Annotated in this window: 14 protein-coding genes, 1 pseudogene and 1 riboswitch; of the genes and pseudogenes, 7 read left to right on the plus strand and 8 right to left on the minus strand. The window is 63.1% G+C overall.

Annotated features, from left to right (window positions below; all coding sequences use genetic code 11):
• Nucleotides 1–136 precede the first annotated feature (136 nt).
• The 7 genes from hmuQ to CKO35_RS16190 form a co-directional block, all read right to left on the minus strand.
• The gene (gene hmuQ / locus CKO35_RS16160) at nucleotides 137–460 is read right to left on the minus strand and encodes a heme-degrading protein HmuQ (RefSeq protein WP_242467290.1); all 324 of its coding nucleotides are present in this window, start codon (nucleotides 458–460) and stop codon (nucleotides 137–139) included.
• A gap of 49 nt (nucleotides 461–509) precedes the next feature.
• Complete coding sequence (locus CKO35_RS16165) at nucleotides 510–671, minus strand: FeoB-associated Cys-rich membrane protein (protein WP_200177148.1); 162 nt, start codon at nucleotides 669–671, stop codon at nucleotides 510–512.
• Nucleotides 658–3,207 (minus strand): ferrous iron transport protein B, encoded by a 2,550-nt coding sequence (gene feoB / locus CKO35_RS16170; RefSeq protein WP_200177149.1) that lies wholly within the window; start codon nucleotides 3,205–3,207, stop codon nucleotides 658–660. The genes CKO35_RS16165 and feoB overlap by 14 nt, the downstream gene beginning before the upstream one ends.
• The gene (locus CKO35_RS16175) at nucleotides 3,189–3,458 is read right to left on the minus strand and encodes a FeoA family protein (protein WP_200177150.1); all 270 of its coding nucleotides are present in this window, start codon (nucleotides 3,456–3,458) and stop codon (nucleotides 3,189–3,191) included. The genes feoB and CKO35_RS16175 overlap by 19 nt, the downstream gene beginning before the upstream one ends.
• Entirely contained in the window at nucleotides 3,445–4,242 is a 798-nt protein-coding gene (locus CKO35_RS16180) for a DUF4198 domain-containing protein (protein ID WP_200177151.1), read from the minus strand. The genes CKO35_RS16175 and CKO35_RS16180 overlap by 14 nt, the downstream gene beginning before the upstream one ends.
• 33 nt (nucleotides 4,243–4,275) lie before the next feature.
• Nucleotides 4,276–4,599, minus strand: a complete 324-nt coding sequence (locus tag CKO35_RS16185; RefSeq protein ID WP_338031819.1) for a hypothetical protein — start codon at nucleotides 4,597–4,599, stop codon at nucleotides 4,276–4,278.
• Between the two features lie 267 nt (nucleotides 4,600–4,866).
• Complete coding sequence (locus CKO35_RS16190) at nucleotides 4,867–5,373, minus strand: flavodoxin (protein WP_200177152.1); 507 nt, start codon at nucleotides 5,371–5,373, stop codon at nucleotides 4,867–4,869.
• Nucleotides 5,374–5,628: 255 nt separating this feature from the next.
• Between CKO35_RS16190 and amt the strand changes: the two genes are divergently transcribed.
• From amt to CKO35_RS16220, 6 genes are all read left to right on the plus strand, one after another.
• Nucleotides 5,629–9,033: an ammonium transporter gene (gene amt, locus CKO35_RS16195; protein ID WP_200177153.1), complete on the plus strand. Its 3,405-nt coding sequence runs from the start codon at nucleotides 5,629–5,631 to the stop codon at nucleotides 9,031–9,033.
• A gap of 135 nt (nucleotides 9,034–9,168) precedes the next feature.
• Nucleotides 9,169–9,404, plus strand: a riboswitch (cobalamin riboswitch).
• A 40-nt stretch (nucleotides 9,405–9,444) separates the two neighbouring features.
• Entirely contained in the window at nucleotides 9,445–10,566 is a 1,122-nt protein-coding gene (gene cobW, locus CKO35_RS16200) for a cobalamin biosynthesis protein CobW (RefSeq protein ID WP_200177154.1), read from the plus strand.
• A complete protein-coding gene (gene cobN, locus CKO35_RS16205) occupies nucleotides 10,566–14,357 on the plus strand; it encodes a cobaltochelatase subunit CobN (protein ID WP_200177155.1) in 3,792 nt (1,263 codons plus the stop codon). The genes cobW and cobN overlap by 1 nt, the downstream gene beginning before the upstream one ends.
• A complete protein-coding gene (locus tag CKO35_RS16210; RefSeq protein ID WP_200177156.1) occupies nucleotides 14,354–15,433 on the plus strand; it encodes a magnesium chelatase ATPase subunit I in 1,080 nt (359 codons plus the stop codon). Before cobN ends, CKO35_RS16210 begins: the two co-directional genes overlap by 4 nt.
• 23 nt (nucleotides 15,434–15,456) lie before the next feature.
• Nucleotides 15,457–16,110 (plus strand): vWA domain-containing protein, encoded by a 654-nt coding sequence (locus CKO35_RS16215; protein WP_200177157.1) that lies wholly within the window; start codon nucleotides 15,457–15,459, stop codon nucleotides 16,108–16,110.
• A gap of 74 nt (nucleotides 16,111–16,184) precedes the next feature.
• Nucleotides 16,185–16,607, plus strand: coding sequence for a sigma factor (locus CKO35_RS16220; RefSeq protein WP_200177158.1), 423 nt, complete (start codon nucleotides 16,185–16,187; stop codon nucleotides 16,605–16,607).
• Here the strand turns inward: CKO35_RS16220 and CKO35_RS16225 are convergent.
• Nucleotides 16,600–16,735, minus strand: a pseudogene (locus CKO35_RS16225) (transposase); the annotation flags it as partial. The gene CKO35_RS16220 and the pseudogene CKO35_RS16225 overlap by 8 nt on opposite strands.
• Before the next feature lie 22 nt (nucleotides 16,736–16,757).
• On the opposite strand from CKO35_RS16225, the gene CKO35_RS16230 reads away from it, so the two are divergent.
• Nucleotides 16,758–17,978 carry an RNA-guided endonuclease InsQ/TnpB family protein gene (locus tag CKO35_RS16230; RefSeq protein ID WP_200177159.1) on the plus strand — a complete coding sequence of 407 codons (1,221 nt, stop codon included), beginning with the start codon at nucleotides 16,758–16,760 and terminating at the stop codon, nucleotides 17,976–17,978.
• Nucleotides 17,979–18,339 lie beyond the last annotated feature (361 nt).

Here is an 18,339-nt window from a genome sequence, read left to right on the forward strand (position 1 = left end):
GGTTACGGACTGCCGGACTTCGCAGAGGAACTCAACTACGGGGTCGATCTATCAACCATCTGAGGGTGGTATCAGGTTGGTGGGGTGAAGGTGCCCCATCAACCATTAAATCCGTATACCCGAAAAAATTTGAACCTCAGTCCGGTTGTACCGATTGGATGACCTCGAAGCATTCCAGGTGGGGACCTTCAAGATAGATATGGGCATGGTTGCCGGCCGAGCGGTGGGCTTCGTGAAAGGCCGGTGACTGGGTCCAGGCCTCGAAGTCGGCGCGGTCGGCCCAGTGGGTATGGGAGGCGAACAGGGTATGGTCGTCCTGGGTGGCCCCGCGTAGCAGTTTGAAATCAATGAAGCCCGGCATGTCCTTGAGGCGGGTTTTGCGATTTTTCCAGATTTCTTCGAATTCGGTCTCGTGGCCGGTGCGTACCTTGAAGCGGTTCATGACGATGAGCATGGTCATTGGCTGGACTCCTTTGAGCAATCAATTACTTGGATGCCATCTTGGTGTGCTAGCGACACTTCCCACCGCAGCCACCGCACTTCTGGTTACCCTTTCGCGGCCACAGGCGGCGCCATAGAAAGATCAGCGCCGCCAGCACGATGCCTCCGGTCACCAGGATGTCGATCCAGGTGACGGAGGGGGCCTGAACCAGCATTTCATGGGCTTCCATCGGTATGACCTCCCGGTGATGCGGTGGCAAGGCCCGATCTCACCATCCGGCGGGGCCACAGGCCCACCATCAGCAGGAGGGCCAGTATCAGAACCCAGAAACCGATCATCATGTGAATGGCATCCAGCATGAATGCCTGTCCCAGGCTGTGGACGGCGCTGGCCATCAGAAGCCCCAGAGCGGCAGGAAAGACGATGGAAAAAAGCATCCAGCCGGTGGAGTCGGTCTGTACCCTGACCATGATGGCGGTGGCCAGACAGGGGGGGTAGATGGCGAAGAACACGATCAGGGCCAGGGCCACCAAGGCGCCGTCGGTGCTCCCCATGGCCGTTCCCATGCGCTCTTCCAGGGGCTGACTGGCTCCTTCCTCCTGCTGGAACAGCACGCCCAGGGTGGCCACGGCGCTTTCACGGGCGGCGAAGGAACTGAGCAGGGCCACGTTGATTTTCCAGTCGAATCCCGCCGCCTGGGTCAGTGGCTCCAGGGCTCGCCCGGCACGCCCCAGCAGGCTGTTGTGGATGCGGGTTTCCTGCATCTCCATGCGCAGCAGCCTGCGCTCCTGGTCCAGGGTGCGCAGGGCTCGATTGATGGCGCGAACATCCCGGTCACCGCCGCCGGGGCGCACAAAGGGGAAATATACCGGGTCGGCCTGCTCGAAACGCCCGTCCAGGGACTGGACGGCCTCCGGCGTGCCCATGTTCATGCGCCTGGCCCGGTAGGCATTGGACAGATTCAGGGCCTGCATCAGCTGTTCCGGCGTCTGAAACAGGTGGCCATGGGGGTTGTCCCTGATCTGGTCATGGAACTGGTTCAGGGCGGTTTGGGCCCGTTGTTCAAACTGTGCCTGTTCTTCCGTTGACAGCCCCGGCAGGTTCAAAAGGACAAAAATCACCACGGCCACCGCCAATACGATGGTGCCCACCTTCTTGATGTAGAGCCAGGTCCGGTCCAGGGCTCGGCGCATCACGCCCCTGACGGTGGGCAGGTGGTAGCGGGGCATCTCCATCACGAACGGGACGGTTTCCATGGGCCGGAGCAGGGTGCGGGTCAGCAGCCAGGCCACCAGCAGGGCCACCATGATGGTGATGGTGGCGATGAAGAACATGATCAGGCCCTTGTGGTCGACGAAGAAAATGCCGATGAGCAGGGTGTACAGAGGGATCTTGGCCAGGCAGTTCATGTAGGGCACGGTGAGGATGGTGGCCAGCCGCGCCCGGGGATCAGGGATTGCCCGGGTGGCCATCACCCCGGGGACGGCGCAGCCGCCGGCGAAGACACCGCCCAGGATCAGGGGCAGGGTGGACTGACCGTGCAACCCGAATCGGTGCAGCACCCGGTCGAGGATGAAGGCGATCCGTGCCATGTAGCCGGAGTCTTCCAGCATGGCGATGAGGGCGAACAGGATCAGGAAGATGGGTACGTAGTTAAGCAGGGTATTGACGCTGTCCAGGAGCCACAGCCCCAGTGATCGGGACAGCGGATCATGCAGGAACCCCGCCGCCGGCAGCCAGTCGGCGGCCAGATTGCGGATCCCCGCCAGCAGGGGCCAGGTGTAATGGGTCAGCTCATACCCCTGCACGATGGCCGTGTGGTAAATCACATAGATGGTGGCCAGCAGAAACACCGGTGCCAGCCAGCGATTGAGCAGGATGCGGTCGGCCCGCTCGGTCCAGCTGACCCGCTGTCCTCCGGTGCCTGTATTCAGGCACTGGCTCGTGAGGTCGTGGGCGTGCCGGTCCCGCATCGTGATGACGTAGTCGGCCAGGTCCTGGTCATGGTCCTTCTGGAACCGGTCGCGGCGGCTGCGGGCCTCCGCCAGCAGTGCCTCCATGGGTTCCGGCGCCAGTCCGTGCCGCAGCAGGAGCGGCTTCCCTTCCGGGTCGTTCTCCAGCAGGCGCAGGGCCATCCAGCGGTTCTTCAGGCTGTCGGGCAGCATTTCCATGATGGCCTGGATGTGGGGTTCCAGGGCGCCATAGCGGGGCAGTCGGGCGGCGACGCGGCGTCCGCCATCCAGCAAACCGCTGATTTCCCGTTTCAGTTGATCCAGGCCCTGACCCCGCCGGCCCACGGTCTCCACCACCGGTACGCCCAGCAATTCGGCAAGCCGTTCCGGATCAAGGGTGTGACCCTGGCGCCGTACCACATCACTCATGTTGAGGGCGCAGATCACCGGCAGGCCCATTTCCAGCAGCTGAAACGTCAGTGACAGACCCCGCTGCAGCTGGGCGGCGTCCAGCACATGGATGCCCAGTGTCGGCGGCGAGTCCAGCAGGAAACTTCTGACCACCCGCTCTTCGGGTGAGAAGGCGGTGAGGCTGTAGGTGCCCGGCAGGTCCACGAGGTTCAGGCGCCGATCCCCGAGGTGCATCGGACCCTGCTTCTTTTCCACCGTCACGCCCGGATAATTGGCAACATGCTGGCGCAGGCCGGTGAGGGCGTTGAACAGGGTGGATTTGCCGCAATTGGGCTGTCCGATCAAGGCGATACCGCCCCGGATGTCACCGGGGCGGGCAGTGGTCAGCGGGATGGTGTGCATGCTTCAAGGGTTACCGTGATGTGAAAGGCTTCCTGGCGCCGGATGGCCACGAAACTGTTGCCGGCATCCAGGCGGACTTCCAGGGGATCGCCCAGGGGGGCGAGTCGCACCAGCTGAATCCGGCGACCGGGAAGGAGACCCATGTCCAGCAGTCGCTGGCGAATCGATCCCGAGGCGGTCAGCCGGAGGATGCGGCAGGACTGGCCGGGCTGAACCTGATCAAGGGTCTGATCCGGTTCAGCGCAGCTCATGGACCTGTACCCAGATCACGGCCTCCTGGCTCAGGGGTTCGCCCTTGTATTCGGTCACGGGGCCCGATTCCGGGGCGGCAAAGCCCCATACCCCGGCCTTGGGCAGGGCAAAATGGAAGATCCCGTTTTCATCGGTGTGGGTGACGAAGGTTTCAAACGCGGGGGAGGGGAAGTTCAGGTGTCCTTCCTTGCGCAGGGTGTTCTTGTCCATGAGTACGTCGTGATTCATGAACTCCACCTCGATCTCCGCGCCTGCCACCGGCTCGCCGTCGGACAGCAGCTGGGCGCTGAAGAGCATGCCGGCGTAGAGGGCGTAGGGCTTCACCAGCGGCACGATTTCGGTCGGCAGACCCAGGGGCTCGTCCCAGTCGGAGGGTGCGCCGCCGCGGTTGACGATGGTCTTGGTGAATTGCTGGATGTAACCGTCTCCTTCTTCCAGGTAGGGGGCCGGCACCAGTGCAAAGACGTAATCTCCGTTACGCCGGATGGGGACTTCGGCCGCAAAGGCGCGCCCCTTGTTATGGGCACCCTGCCAGGTAATCGGCTTGAGGGTATTCATCAGGTCCGTCTTTTGTCCCTGGTGCACCACGAAGAACTGTTCGGGGGTACCCATGTCCATCACCGCCCCGTTGCCGGCCGGATGGGTGAAGACCAGGCGGAAGGGCAGGGTGGTGGGGCTGTCATGGATGAAGGAGGGGGTGTAGAGAAGCTGAAAGTGGGCCTGTGCCGGCGCGGCGAGTCCAACCAGGAAAGCCAGGCCTGCTGTCATCAGTGATCGCTTCATGATGAAACTGCTCCTTGGGAACGTAATATGGGATCAGGGGAGGATACGGCTGCCGGGAATTTCGATCCGGTGTCCTTCACCGGCATCGAACACCGCGGTATAGGGGCCTTCGGGCTTGTCGAACTCGATTTCACTCAGGGTGTTGAGCTGGTCTTCCAGCAGCACACCGCCATTGCTGTCCAGCACGCGGATGGTCACGCCGGCGGCGGATGATCCGTCGGAGAAGCCGCCTTCGCACAGGATGGTACCGTCCGCGTTGTCGTAGCAGGAAAACAGTGGGGTATGGGCCATGGCCTGTCCGCTGAGGCAGCAGATCGCCAGGGTGGTTGCAGTGATCATGATGGGTTTCATGTGCATGTGGTACCTCTTGCCATCAGGTGGGATGGAGGTGGCTCTGGCTAGCCTCTGACGTGGCATCACTGGCCGATGATTTTTAATGATAATGATTCTTGTAATTCACCGTTGATGTGTTTTCACTATCCTCTGATTTAAGTCAAGCAAGCATGATGGCGTCAATTGGCACGGAATCGGGGCAGGGCGGTAAGGCCATGACGACAGTCCTTGACTCCCGCTTTCGCGGGAGTGACGGTGAAGGGGGAGACGGGGAGTGACGGTGAAGCGGATTCAGGGGGCTGTGAGCTGATGACACCAGCGCTGGACCCGGATTCCTGTGAGGTCGCTCTGGTTGTCTTCGTCCACCGCCAGACCGCAGAAAAGGCCGTCCTGCAGGAGGGCTGCGGACTGCTCGAAATCGTACTGGTCGTCATGCCAGTGACCGATGATCCTCGCACCACGTTCAATAGCCTTGTCATGGAGGATACGCATGGCGTCGACGAAGACTTCACCGTAGGTGTACTGGTCTCCCAGCCCGAAGATGGCCACCGCGCGGCCGGAGAGATCGATGTCGTCCAGATGGGTCATGAAGGATTCCCAGTCATCCTGCAGGTCGCCGTAGCCCCAGGTGGGAGCACCCCATATCAGCAGGTCGTAACGGGTCATGCTTCGGGCATCCTCCAGGGTGCCGATGTCGAACAGATCCACCTGTCCCCTTTCCTGAAGGGTCTCCCGGATAAGGTGAGCCACTTTTTCCGTGCTCCCGCTGGTGGTTCCATAATAGATCGCCGTCGTCATGGTTCGTGCTTCTCAATTAAATAATAATGATTATTGTTTTCTTTCTGCTCATCGTCAATGGCCGCTGCGTGGCTGGGGGGATCAAAAGAATGAATGGCATGCCTTGTGCTGATTGATTCCCGTTGTGTTCAGGAGCTTGCCTGGACGGCAATTACCCCCTCAATTTGGATGTATTTTGGGTGATGGATGCACCATTGTGGTGCGTATCAAGTGTGATTGCGCCGGTATCGGTCCTGAAAGAAACGTGAGAGCGCCATGCAAGTCAGTCAGATCGACATTCTCTGGATCATCCTTTGCGCCAGTCTGGTCTTTACCATGCAGGCGGGGTTTCTTTGCCTGGAATCCGGTCTGACCCGAAACAAGAACGCCATCAATGTCGCGCTTAAAAATGTGGCTGACTTTGCCCTGGCCGCTTTTTTGTTCTGGTTGTTTGGTTTCGCCCTCATGTTCGGCGACAGCATGGGTGGCTGGATCGGGCTGAGCGGGTTTCTGCCGGAGCTTGGATCAGGCAGCGCGCCCTGGCTGGCGGCGTTCTTTTTCTTCCAGGTGATGTTCTGCGCCACCGCCTCCACCATCGTGTCCGGTGCGGTGGCGGAGCGCATGCGCTTTGCCAGTTACATGGTGGTGACCGCGCTGGTGGCGGGGCTGATCTATCCCGTCTTCGGCCACTGGGCTTGGGGTGGGGCGACGGGCAGTGGGTCAGGCTGGCTGGCGGATATGGGGTTCGTGGATTTTGCCGGTTCCACGGTAGTGCACAGCCTGGGTGGCTGGGTGGCGCTGGCCGGGGTCATCGTGGTGGGCAGTCGTACCGGGCGTTTCGTGGCGGGCGAGCGGCCCCGGGTGATTCCCGCCGGCAACCTGCCCATGGCCATGCTGGGCCTTCTGATCCTGTTCTTCGGCTGGTTCGGTTTCAACGGGGGCAGCACCCTGGCGATGAATGACCAGGTACCGGGCATCCTGGTCAATACCACCCTGGCCGCGGTGGGCGGCATTCTCACGGGGCTTCTCATCGGCTGGCGTTTCCGGGGCTATCCGGAGGTGCTTTATGCCCTCAATGGGGCCATTGCCGGTCTGGTGGCCATTACCGCCGGCGCCCATGCCCTGTCCGCCGCCAATGCGGTGATGGTGGGCGGAGTGGGGGCCATTCTCATGGTCCTTTGTCATGAAATGCTGCTGCGTCTGCGGGTGGATGATGCGGTGGGGGCGATTCCTGCCCATCTGGCCGCCGGTATCTGGGGGACCCTCGCGGTGGGGTTGTTCGGTGATCTGTCCGTCCTGGGTACGGGACTGGAACGCCACCAGCAGGTGGGGGTCCAGTTGCTGGGCATCCTGGTCTGCGGACTTTGGTCCTTCGCCACTGCCTATCTGTTGCTCCGACTCATCAACCGTCTGATGCCGCTGCGTGTCAGCGTGCAGGATGAAACGCTGGGTCTGAACGTCTCGGAGCATGGTGCCCGTGATGAACTGGCCGAGCTGATACAAACCATGGATGAGCAGGCAAGCAATGGCACCCTTGATCGGCGCGTGGCAGTGGAACCCTTTACCGAGGTGGGCCAGATCGCGGTTCACTACAACCGACTGATCGGTGCCCTGGCCAGGGCCATGGATCAGACCCGGGCCATCATTCGGGACATGAAGGAAGGTGTGATGACGTTTTCCCGGGATGGGATGCTCACGGGGATCAATCCCGGGGCCGAGCATCTTTTCGGCGTCCCCGCCTCACAGGCGCTGGGGAAGCCGGTGCATCTGCTGTTCGAGGGGCGTGACGCCAGGACCGAAGAGGGCGATGGTTCCGCCTTGCCGAAACCCGGGGAGCGGCAGGCCTTCCGGCTCAAGGGAGATGCCGGTGATCGGCGCACCGTGGAGGTATCCGTCACCGAGAGTCAGGTCGGTGAACAGGTCATGTTCACGGCCCTGGTCAGGGACGTGACGGAACGGAGGCAGGTGGAGGATCAGTTGCAGCGGGAGCGGGATCTGGCAAGGGTCACTCTGGCCTCCATTGGTGATGGGGTGATCACTACCGATGAGTCAGGTGTGATCCAGTATGTCAATCCCGTTGCCCAGCGCCTGACAGGCGTGGATCTGAACGAGGCCCGTGGCCAGAATATCGGCGCGGTCTATCGCCTCGTGGACGAGAAGACCGGCAGGATGATGGAAAATCCCGTCCGTGCGGTGCTTTCCAGCGGGCGACCCATTCGCCGTCATGAGCATGGTCTTTTGCGACGGCGTGACGGCAGGCAGATCCCTGTTCAGGACTCCGCCGCGCCGATCCGTTCCCACGAGGGTTTCATCATGGGGGTGGTGCTGGTGATTCATGATGTCACCGTCATGCTGAATCTGTCCCGTGAGCTCACCTATCAGGCCCGGCATGATGTCCTGACCGGGCTTCTCAACCGGAGGGCCTTTGAGGAATGTCTCCACCAACTGCTGGAGGCGCCCATTGAAGCCGGTAGCCATCATGTGCTCGGTTATCTGGATCTGGATCAGTTCAAGCTGATCAATGATACCTGCGGGCATGAGGCCGGGGACGAGGCCCTGCGTCAGATCACGACTCTGCTGGGTCGGCATGTGCGCACCGCCGATGTGCTGGCAAGGCTGGGAGGTGACGAATTCGGTCTGTTGTTGCGGGAATGCCCCATGGACAAGGCCTGTCAGGTGGCCGAGGCCATGCGTCAGTCGGTGCAGGACTTTCGGTTTGCCTGGCAGGATAAGTCCTTCAGTCTGGGGATCAGTATTGGCCTGGTGGGGATCGATGAAAGGCATGGTTCCCTGGCGGCATTGCTCTCCGCCGCGGATTCGGCCTGTTACGCGGCCAAGGAGGCCGGCAGGAGTCAGGTGCATGTCTATCAGCCGGACGATCAGCACTTGCTGGAACACCATGGGCAGGTGCAATGGGTCTCCCGGCTGCAGTCCGCCCTGGATGAGGACCGGTTCCGGCTCTATGTGCAGCCCATCGTGCCCCTGATGGCGGGGTGCGGGTGTGTGTCGGTGCATTACGAAGTGCTGCTGCGGCTGCAGGAGGGGGATCAGATCATCAGTCCCGGCAGCTTTATCCCCGCCGCGGAGCGTTATCAGATGATGCCCCGCATTGATCAGTGGGTGGTGCGCAATGTGCTTGCCTGGCTCAGTGACTGCTGTCGCCGCTCGGGTGGACTGGAGGGGACCTGGTGCATCAATCTGTCGGGCGCATCCCTTTCCGATGACCGTTTCAGGCAGAGTCTCAAGGCCACCCTGGAACAGCTGGCCCTGCCACCGGGAACCGTCTGCCTGGAAATCACGGAAAGCGCGGCCATCGGCAATCTCTCCAAGGTGGTCCATTTCATCCGGGAAGTCAGGCATCTGGGATGTCTGTTCGCGCTGGATGACTTCGGTAGCGGCCTGTCCTCGTTCGGCTATCTGAAAAACCTGCCGGTGGATTATCTGAAAATCGATGGTGCCTTCGTCAAGGATATCGCCCATGATCCCGTGGACCTGGCCATGGTGCGGGCCATCAATACCATCGGCCATGAAATGGGGCTGAAGACCATTGCGGAGTTCGTGGAAAACGAGGACGTCATGGATGTCCTGACCCGGATCGGGGTGGATTTCGTGCAGGGGTATCATGTCGGCAGACCCCGGCCCCTGCATGAAATCGCACCGGTGCGGGTGATGCCCCGGTGAGGGCGGGGCACAGGTTGAGGTGTTCGTGTATCCACTGGAGTACCGGGTCCATTTAAAAGTACCCAGGCAGCGAAATCAGTATCCTCCTGGCCCGGCATTGTCTGAATGGGGCCATACCCGGTAAGCTTGCCCCGTTTGTTCAATCCTTCCACGGGTGCCCGCGGGCCAGTGCCTTCGGGTGAAACGGGAAGCCGGTGACGTCGCCGTGGCGACCATGCCGGCGCTGCCCCCGCAACGGTAGGTGGTGAGCAGGGATCATCCGGCCACTGTGAGGTTGCGCCTTCGTTCAGGCGCGCCTCATGGGAAGGCGATCCCCTGTGTGCCTCGGCACAGCCACGAGCCCGGAGACCGGCCCGCGGAATATCTGTCACTCCATCAACATGCACGCGGGCGGCGTGCAGGAGACATTCCATGTCTGCATCCTCGGGCGCCTTCCGGGCGCGCATCCCGGCCACCATCGTCACCGGCTTTCTGGGCAGTGGAAAGACCACGTTGTTGCGCCACATCCTGGATCATGCCCAGGGACGGCGCATTGCGGTTATCGTCAATGAGTTCGGTGAACTGGGCGTGGACGGGGAGATCCTTCGCGGCTGCACCGTGGGCTGCGAAACCGAAGGGGGCGAAGAGGCCGGCCGCATCTACGAACTGGCCAACGGCTGTCTGTGCTGTACCGTGCAGGAGGCCTTCTATCCGGTCATGCAGGCCCTGATGGAGCGCCGCGACGAGATCGATCATATCCTCATCGAAACCTCGGGCCTGGCCCTGCCAAAACCCTTGGTGCAGGCCTTCAACTGGCCGGCCATTCGCACCGGCTGCACGGTGGATGCGGTCATCACCGTGGTCGATGCCCCCGCCGTCGCCGCCGGCCGGTTTGCCGCCAATCCGGAGGCGGTGGAACGTCAGCGTCGCGCAGACCCCAATCTGGATCATGTCTCCGGTCTGCATGAACTGTTTGAGGATCAACTTTCCGCAGCGGATCTGGTGCTCTTGAACAAGGGGGATCTGATCACACCGGAGGCCCTGCAACAGGTGGAGGCACTGGTGCGCGGGGAGATCCCACCCCAGGTCAAGGTGGTGACCGCCGATCACGGACGTCTGGATCTGTCCCTGTTGCTGGGTCTGGGTTGTGCCGCGGAGGAGGGCATCCATCTGCGCCACGCCCATCACCATCATCACCACCATGAGGGAGAGGGTGCCGCCCACGGGCATGAACACGAACACGAGCATGGACATGACGCCTTTGATTCCGTCGTCGTCGAGTTGCCGGCGGTGGATCGGGAAGCCCTGCTGGAAGGGCTGCAGGGCCTGGTAAGTACCCATGACATTCTCCGCATCAAGGGCTTTGCCTGCCTGCCCGGCAAGCCCATGCGGCTGGTGATCCAGGGGGTAGGCCGTCGCTTTGACAGCTATTTCGACCGTCCGTGGCGGCCTGACGAGTCGCCCCGGACCCGCCTGGTCTGTATCGGCCGCGGTCTGTCGGCCGCCGTGCTGCGGGAGGCCCTGGCACCGGCGGCGCTTGCGGAACCGGCCTGATGCACCTGCTGTCGGCCCAGCCCGGCGGCTTTGTGGATGACGATACGGTCACCATCCGGCTGGATCAGTCCCCGGCGGAGATCGTCATCCTCAGCGCGGCGGATACCACCCTGGCCCTGCTGGCCGCCCATTATCCCGGCAATCCCCAGGCACCGGGGGGCGGCCTGATTGGTTATCCGACCCTGCGTCTGGCCAATCTGCTGCACCTGCGCCAGCCGGCTTCCGTGGATCTCTACATGGAAAGTGTGCTGGAACGGGCGCGCCTGATCATCATTGATCACCTGGGTGGGGAGTCCTACTGGCCCTACGGCACCGAGCAGGTGCAGGCCCTGTGCCGCCGACGCGGCATCGCCCTGGCCATGTTCTCCGGCGATCATGTGGAGGATCCCCGCCTGCTGGCGGGCAGTACGGTGGCCCCGGAGATCTGTCGGACCCTGTGGCGCTATCTGCGGGAAGGGGGCGGGGCCAATATCCGGGCCTTTTACCGCTACCTGGGCGCCACCTTCTTCCAGTTGCCCCTGTCGGTGCCGCCGCCCCGGCCTCTGCCCGCCATCGGGATCTTTCACCCGGAGCTGGATGTGGGCACGGTGGCGGCCTGGGAGGCCCGCTGGATTCCCGGCGCCCCCCGGGTGGCCCTGCTGTTTTATCGTGCCCATTTGCAGGCGGGCAATATCCAGGTGTTCGACGCCCTGTGCGGGGGTCTGCTGGAGTGTGGTCTCAATCCCCTGCCTCTGGCCCTGATTTCCCTCAAGGACCCCCTGTGCCTGGACACCGTGCGCCGCCTGTGCCGGGAGCAGGCCGTGAGCCTGGTGCTCAACAGCACCGCCTTTGCCCGGGGCGGGATGGAATCGGTCGCGGATACGCCGTTGCTGGATGATGTCCCGGTGGTGCAGATACTGCTGTCCGGCGGCAATGAGGCGGCCTGGGAGTCTGATCCTCACGGGCTGCAGCCCCGGGATATCGCCATGCAGGTGGCATTGCCGGAGATGGATGGCCATATCATTTCCCGGGCGGTCAGTTTCAAGGGACTTCAGCATCGTTGTCCCCATACCCAGAGCGATGTGGTTCACTATCAGCCCCAGCCCGAGCGCATCCGCTTCGTGGCCGAGCTGGCCCGACGCTGGTGCCGCCTGCGGACCCTGGACAATGGCGACAAGCGGCTGGCGCTCATCCTGGCCAACTATCCCACCCGGGAAGGGCGTCTGGGCAACGGCGTGGGACTGGACACGCCCCAGTCCGTCATCGTCATTCTGGAACGGTTGCGGCAGGAGGGTTACCGTCTCGGACCCATCCCTGACAACGGCGATGCCCTGATGGCGCTACTGCGCCGGGGCATCACCAACGACCCGGACCGCTGGCCCGTGCGCACCGCCTGGCAAAGCCTGTCCATGCCGGATTACGAGGCCTTCTTCCAGGATCTTCCCGAGGCCTGCCGGTCGGCGGTTCTGTCCCGCTGGGGGACGCCGGATCAGGACCCCATGGTGCGCCGGGGGCGGTTCATGATCGCCGGGCTGCGCTGCGGCCATGTCTTCATCGGCATTCAGCCTCCCAGGGGATATCACCTGGACATGATGGCCAACTACCATGATCCGGATCTGGTGCCACCTCACTATTACCTGGCCTTTCATGCCTGGCTGCGCCGCCGTTTCGACTGCGATGCCGTGGTGCATGTGGGCAAGCACGGCAACCTGGAGTGGCTGCCGGGCAAGAGCGTGGCCCTGAGCCGGACCTGCTGGCCGGACCTGATCCTGGGGCCCATGCCCCATCTCTATCCCTTCATCGTCAACGACCCGGGGGAAGGCACCCAGGCCAAGCGCCGCGCCCAGGCGGTGATCATCGATCACCTGATGCCGCCCCTGACCCGGGCGGAAAACTACGGCCCCACCCGGGATCTGGAGCGGCTGGTGGACGAGTACTACGAGGCGCTGATGCTGGACCGGCAGCGGGCCGGTGTGCTGCGACGGCGGATTCTGGAGATGATCCTGGCCCAGAACCTGCACCAGGACCTGGGGCTGGAGGCGCCCCGTTGCGAAATGGACGAACAGCGCCTGCTGAACCGTACCGATGCCTATCTGTGCGAACTCAAGGAAAGCCAGATCCGGGATGGCCTGCACGTGTTTGGTCGCTCCCCGATGGGACGCCAGGCGGTGGATACGCTGCTGGCCCTGGCCCGCTACCCCTCCGGTGATGGCAGGGGGGGCAACGACAGCCTGATCCGGGCCTTGTCCCGGGATCTTTTGGGGGAGGGTTTCGATCCCCTGGACGCTCCCTGGGAGGCGCCCTGGCAGGGCCTTCGCCCGCCGCTACTGGCCGGAATCAGTGATGCCCCCTGGCGGCATCAGGGGGATACCCGGGAACGCCTGGAGTGCCTGGCCCTTCAGATCCTGGGCCAGGGGCTACCCGTGGACGAAGGTGGCTGGTCGGCCACCCGCCCGGTACTGGAACGCATCCATCAGCGGCTACGACCGGCCCTGGAGGACTGCGGTCCCCAGGAGCTGTTGCAGCTCACCCGGGGATTGGCGGGGCGTTTCGTGCCTCCGGGACCCAGTGGTGCCCCCAGTCGGGGGCGCCCCGACGTCCTGCCCACCGGACGCAACTTCTATTCCGTGGATGTTCGCGCCGTGCCCACCCCCACCAGCTGGATGCTGGGTCTGAAATCCGCCAATCTGTTGGTGGAGCGCTATCTGCAGGAGGAGGGGGACTATCCCCGAGCCATCGGTCTGTCGGTCTGGGGCACGGCCACCATGCGCACCGGGGGCGATGACATCGCCCAGGCCATGGCCCTGATCGGCGTGCGCCCCCGCTGGGCGGCGGGCAGTCACCGGGTGACGGATTTCGAGATCCTGCCCATGTCCGCCCTGGACCGCCCCCGCATCGACGTGACCCTGCGTATCTCCGGGTTCTTTCGCGATGCCTTCACCAATGTCATCCGCCTGTTCGATGCCGCGGTACAGGCGGTGGCCGGGGTGGACGAACCGGAGGCCGTCAATCCCATCCGCGCCCGCATCCTGCGGGAGACCCGGGCGGGTGTGGCGCGGGGGATGGACCCGGATACGGCTCGCCGACGGGCGGGACTGCGCATCTTCGGCGCCCGGCCCGGTGCTTACGGTGCCGGGCTGCAGGGACTGATGGAGAGCCGGCAATGGCGGGACGATGGGGATCTGAGCGAGGCCTACGTGAACTGGGGGAGCTATGCTTACGGCACCCGGGATCAGGGGACCGCCCTGCCCGATGTCTTCCGGCAACGACTGACAGGGATCGATCTGGTGGTGCAGAACCAGGACAATCGGGAACACGATCTGCTGGATTCCGATGACTATTACCAGTTCCAGGGTGGCATGAGTGCGGCCGTGCGCCATCTGAGCGGACGTCAGCCCGCGCTCTTTTTCGGGGATCACAGCAATCCCCAGGCGCCCAGGGTCCAGTCCCTGGCCCAGGAGATCAGCCGGGTGATCCGGGCCCGGGTCACCAATCCCAAATGGATCCAGGCGATGCAGCGCCATGGCTACAAGGGGGCGGCGGAGATGGCCGCCACCGTGGATTACCTGTTTGCCTATGACGCCACCGCCCGGGTGGTGCGGGATGATCAGTATGCCCGGGTGACGGATGCCTTGATCAACGACCCTCATAACCGGGCCTTTCTGGAACGGCACAACCCGGATGCCCTGCACGAGATGTGCGAGCGCCTGCTGGAGGCCATGCAGCGTGGCCTGTGGCAGGCGCCGGGGGATTATCGTGAGCAGCTGGAAACCCGGCTGCTGGAGAGCGAGGCCCGTTGGGAGGGGGCATGAGCGTGCAGATCCCGACACCCCAATACCCGTTCACGGCCCTGGTCGGGGTGCCCCGCCTGCGGATGGCCCTGTTGCTGGCGGCCATTGATCCTCTCATCGGCGGGGTTCTGATCCAGGGACCCCGGGGATCGGCCAAGACCACCAGCGCCCGTGCCCTGGCCCAGTTGCTGCCGGAAGGCTGCTTCGTCAATCTCCCCCTGGGGGCCAGTGAAGAACAGTTGCTGGGGTCGCTGGACATCGAAAGCGCACTCCAGCACGGCCAGGTGAACTTCCGCCCCGGCCTGCTGGCCCGGGCCCATCAGGGGGTGCTGTATGTGGATGAGGTCAACCTGTTGCCGGACGTGCTGGTGGACCAGTTGCTGGATGTGAGTGCCGGCGGCGTCAATCGGGTGGAGCGGGACGGCATTTCCCATCAGCACCCGGCCCGGTTCGTGCTGGTGGGCACCATGAACCCGGAGGAGGGCAGGCTGCGCCCCCAATTGCTGGACCGTTTTGGTCTTTTCGTCACCCTGGACGGGGTGATCGATCCCCCCACTCGGGAGGCCATCGTGCGCGCGCGGCTGGCCTTTGAGATGGACCCGCATGGCTTTGTCCTGCGCCATGATCAGGCACAACGGGCATTGCTGGAGCGGCTCTGCCGGGCCCGCGACCGACTTGAAAGCCTGATGTTCGAGGATGATTTGCACCGGCAGGTCAGCCGGTTGTGTTTCGAGGCAGGGGTGGAAGGGGTGAGGGCGGATCTGGTCATGCTGCGTGCCGCCCGTGCCCACGCCGCCCTGGCGGCACGATCCCGGATAGGGGAACAGGACGTGCAGGCGGTGCAGGCCCTGGTGCTGGATCACCGGCGTCCGCCGGCCGGCTCCGAGACTGTGGAGGTTCCGCCTCAGGGCTTGCATTCCGCCGAGCAGAGGCGCCCGCCTCCTGCCGGGGCGACGACGGAATCGGAGTCCACGGAAACATCCCGTGGCCACGATCCGGAACCGGATCATGATGATGAATGGGGCGTACTGCCGCCGGAGCCGGTGGCCTATCGGCCGCGGGATATTGCGAGGCCCTTGCCGGTAAAAAAGCCCTGACGCACCGTCGGGCACCCGGACAGGTGCCCGACGGTCGCGGTGACAACCCCGGTCGGCAGCGTGAGTCCTCCCGCCTTGGGCCGGGGGCCATCCACTGGCACCGCAGCCTGATCCACAAGGGGCATGGCCCCCTGACCCGGGACGCTCTGGTTTATCGCCACCGCCGGGGGCATGGTGACATGCTCTATTGTCTGGTGCTGGATTGCTCCGGTTCCATGCTGCGGCGGGACAAACTGGCCCTGGCCAAGGGATTGCTGTCCACCTGGGTACAACAGATCTATGTCCTGCGGGGGGAACTGGCGGTGATCGGGTTTTCCGGCAGTGGGGCCCGGGTATTGCAGCCCCCGGCCCGGGCTGCCGTCTTCAACGAGGACTGGATCGCGCCCATCGGTGGTGGCGGAGGGACGCCCATGGCTTCCGGCGTGGCCCTGGCGGACGCCCTGTTGTTGCAGGTACGTCGCCGGAACCCCGGCAAGCGCATCGGTCTATGGTTGCTGACCGATGGCCGTACCCACCGGATTCCCCCCAAGCCTGTACATGCCGATTTCTGCCAGGTGGTGGACTTCGAGACCGAAGCCGTCCCCCTGGGCCGGGCGGCAAGAATCGCCCGGGCATGGGGCTGCGCCCATGGGTATGCGGGTGATGATCCCATTGACGGATTTCATTTGTCCCTATAGATTGATAATCAATCTCGTTCTGATCCCTCAGCCAGCCACGGGCAAGCCAGTCGGGGATACCCGTGGAGCTTGCTGTGAGCAACACCTGTTCATCCCCCACCGCTGTTGCCGACCTCTATCAAAGCCACCACGACTGGCTGTGCGGTTGGCTGTATCGGAAGGTTGGCAATGCCTGCGACGCAGCCGACATCGCCCAAAGCACATTTTTACGCCTGCTCACCCGCCATCACTCCGTACACCTGAACGAGCCTCGCGCCTACCTCGCCACTATTGCCCGTGGCCTGGTGGTGGACCACTGGCGAAGGCGGGAACTGGAGCATGCCTGGCTGGAAACCCTGGCAGCCATGCCGGAGCCGGAGGCGCCGTCTCCCGAGACCCGGCTGCTTTTTCTGGTGCAGGATACCGATCGGGCATTGCGATTCCTGGCCCGGACACAACCGATACAGGTCAGTTATCTCACCCCCTACTGGGTCAGGGTGGGGCCTGGGGAGCCTTGATGCCGCGCAGGGTATCAATGGCCGGGCCATCGAACACTCTGCGGCGATATTTCGCCACAAAGACGTAAGTGGACATGCATCTTGAAAACGCAATGCCGTCCGCGTCGAATATCATTTTCATCGCTCATAGACCAAGAGCATGATTGAGCCATGCAACGACTTCAAGCCTACAAGTACGAACTGATGCCAGACGGGCAGCAAGAGCGGCAAATGCGCCGCTTCGCTGGCTCGTGCCGGTTCGTGTTCAACAAGGCACTGGCGTTGCAGAAGGAGCGCTACGAGCAAGGCGAAAAGAAGCTCGGCTACGCCGGGCTGTGCAAGCTGCTCACCGAATGGCGTAACGGTGCGGATACGACGTGGCTCTCTGATGCGCCGGTGCACCCGCTGCAACAGACGCTCAAGGACTTGGAGCGGGCCTACAGCAACTTCTTTGCCAAGCGGGCGGACTTCCCGCGCTTCAAGAAGAAGGGTCAGCGCGATAGCTTCCGCTACCCCGATCCGAAGCAGATCAAACTCGATCAGGGTAACAGTCGCATCTTCTTGCCCAAGCTCGGCTGGCTGCGTTACCGCAACAGCCGGAAGGTGCTGGGTACGGTCAAGAACGTTACCGTGAGCCTGTCGGGCGGCAAATGGCATGTGAGTATCCAGACCGAACGCGAGGTCGAACAACCCATTCCGCAAGGGGAAGCGGTCGGTATCGACATGGGTGTGGCGCGGTTTGCAACGCTCTCGGACGGCACGTTCTACGTTCCACTCAACAGTTTTAAGCGGCATGAGACTGCTTTGCGCAAGGCGCAGCAGGCGATGAGCCGCAAAACGAAGTTCAGCAGCAACTGGAAAAGGGCCAAGGCCCGCGTCCAGCGTATTCACGCCCGCATTGGCAACGCCCGCCGCGACTATCTGCACAAGACCACGACCACGATTAGCCAAAACCACGCGATGGTGTGTATCGAGGACTTGCAGGTACGGAACATGTCCAAGTCGGCGGCAGGCACAACCGAGCGGCCGGGCAAGAACGTTCGGGCTAAGTCCGGCCTGAACAAGTCCATCCTCGACCAAGGTTGGTTCGAGTTCCGTCGCCAACTGGACTACAAGTTGGCGTGGAAAGGCGGTTGGCTGGTTGTCGTGCCGCCACGGAACACGAGCCGGACCTGTCCGTGCTGCAGCCATGTGTCGGCGGACAATCGGCAGACACAAGCGCGATTCGCCTGCGTGGAATGTGGCTTCGAGGAAAACGCCGATCTGGTCGGCGCGATCAATGTTCTAAGGGCGGGACACGCCCGGTTCGCCTGTGAAGTGAGCGGTGCGGTAATGCCGCCAGCGGCAGGAACCCACCGAAGCGACTCAGGGGCGGCTCACTGCCGCGCCTGAGCGCCGTAGGAATCTCCGGCCTTCAGGCCGGGGAGGATGTCAAAAGAAATATGTCGAAGGGCTGGCCTATGGCGCGCTCTACGGTGCCCCCCGGAATGCGACCGTGACACTGGAGTACGCGTTTTGAGCATTGTAGAACGTAACTCATCCAGGCCCTCCGGTTTTCAGCTCGCGTTGATCGCCCGCATAGCCGCCGCCATCGGCGGCGGCTATGCCTTCACATGGGGCTTCACCGCATTGTGTTCTGGTCAAGTCGCAGCGGACACGGATTAAGCAGCAACCGCTAAAAAATGTTGCTGAGGGGTGATGTACCCCAGGGACGAGTGGAGCCGGTCGCTGTTGTACTCCATCTCGATGTACT

This window comes from Ectothiorhodospira shaposhnikovii (assembly GCF_016584105.1).
GTDB classification, from domain to species: Bacteria; Pseudomonadota; Gammaproteobacteria; order Ectothiorhodospirales; family Ectothiorhodospiraceae; genus Ectothiorhodospira; species Ectothiorhodospira shaposhnikovii.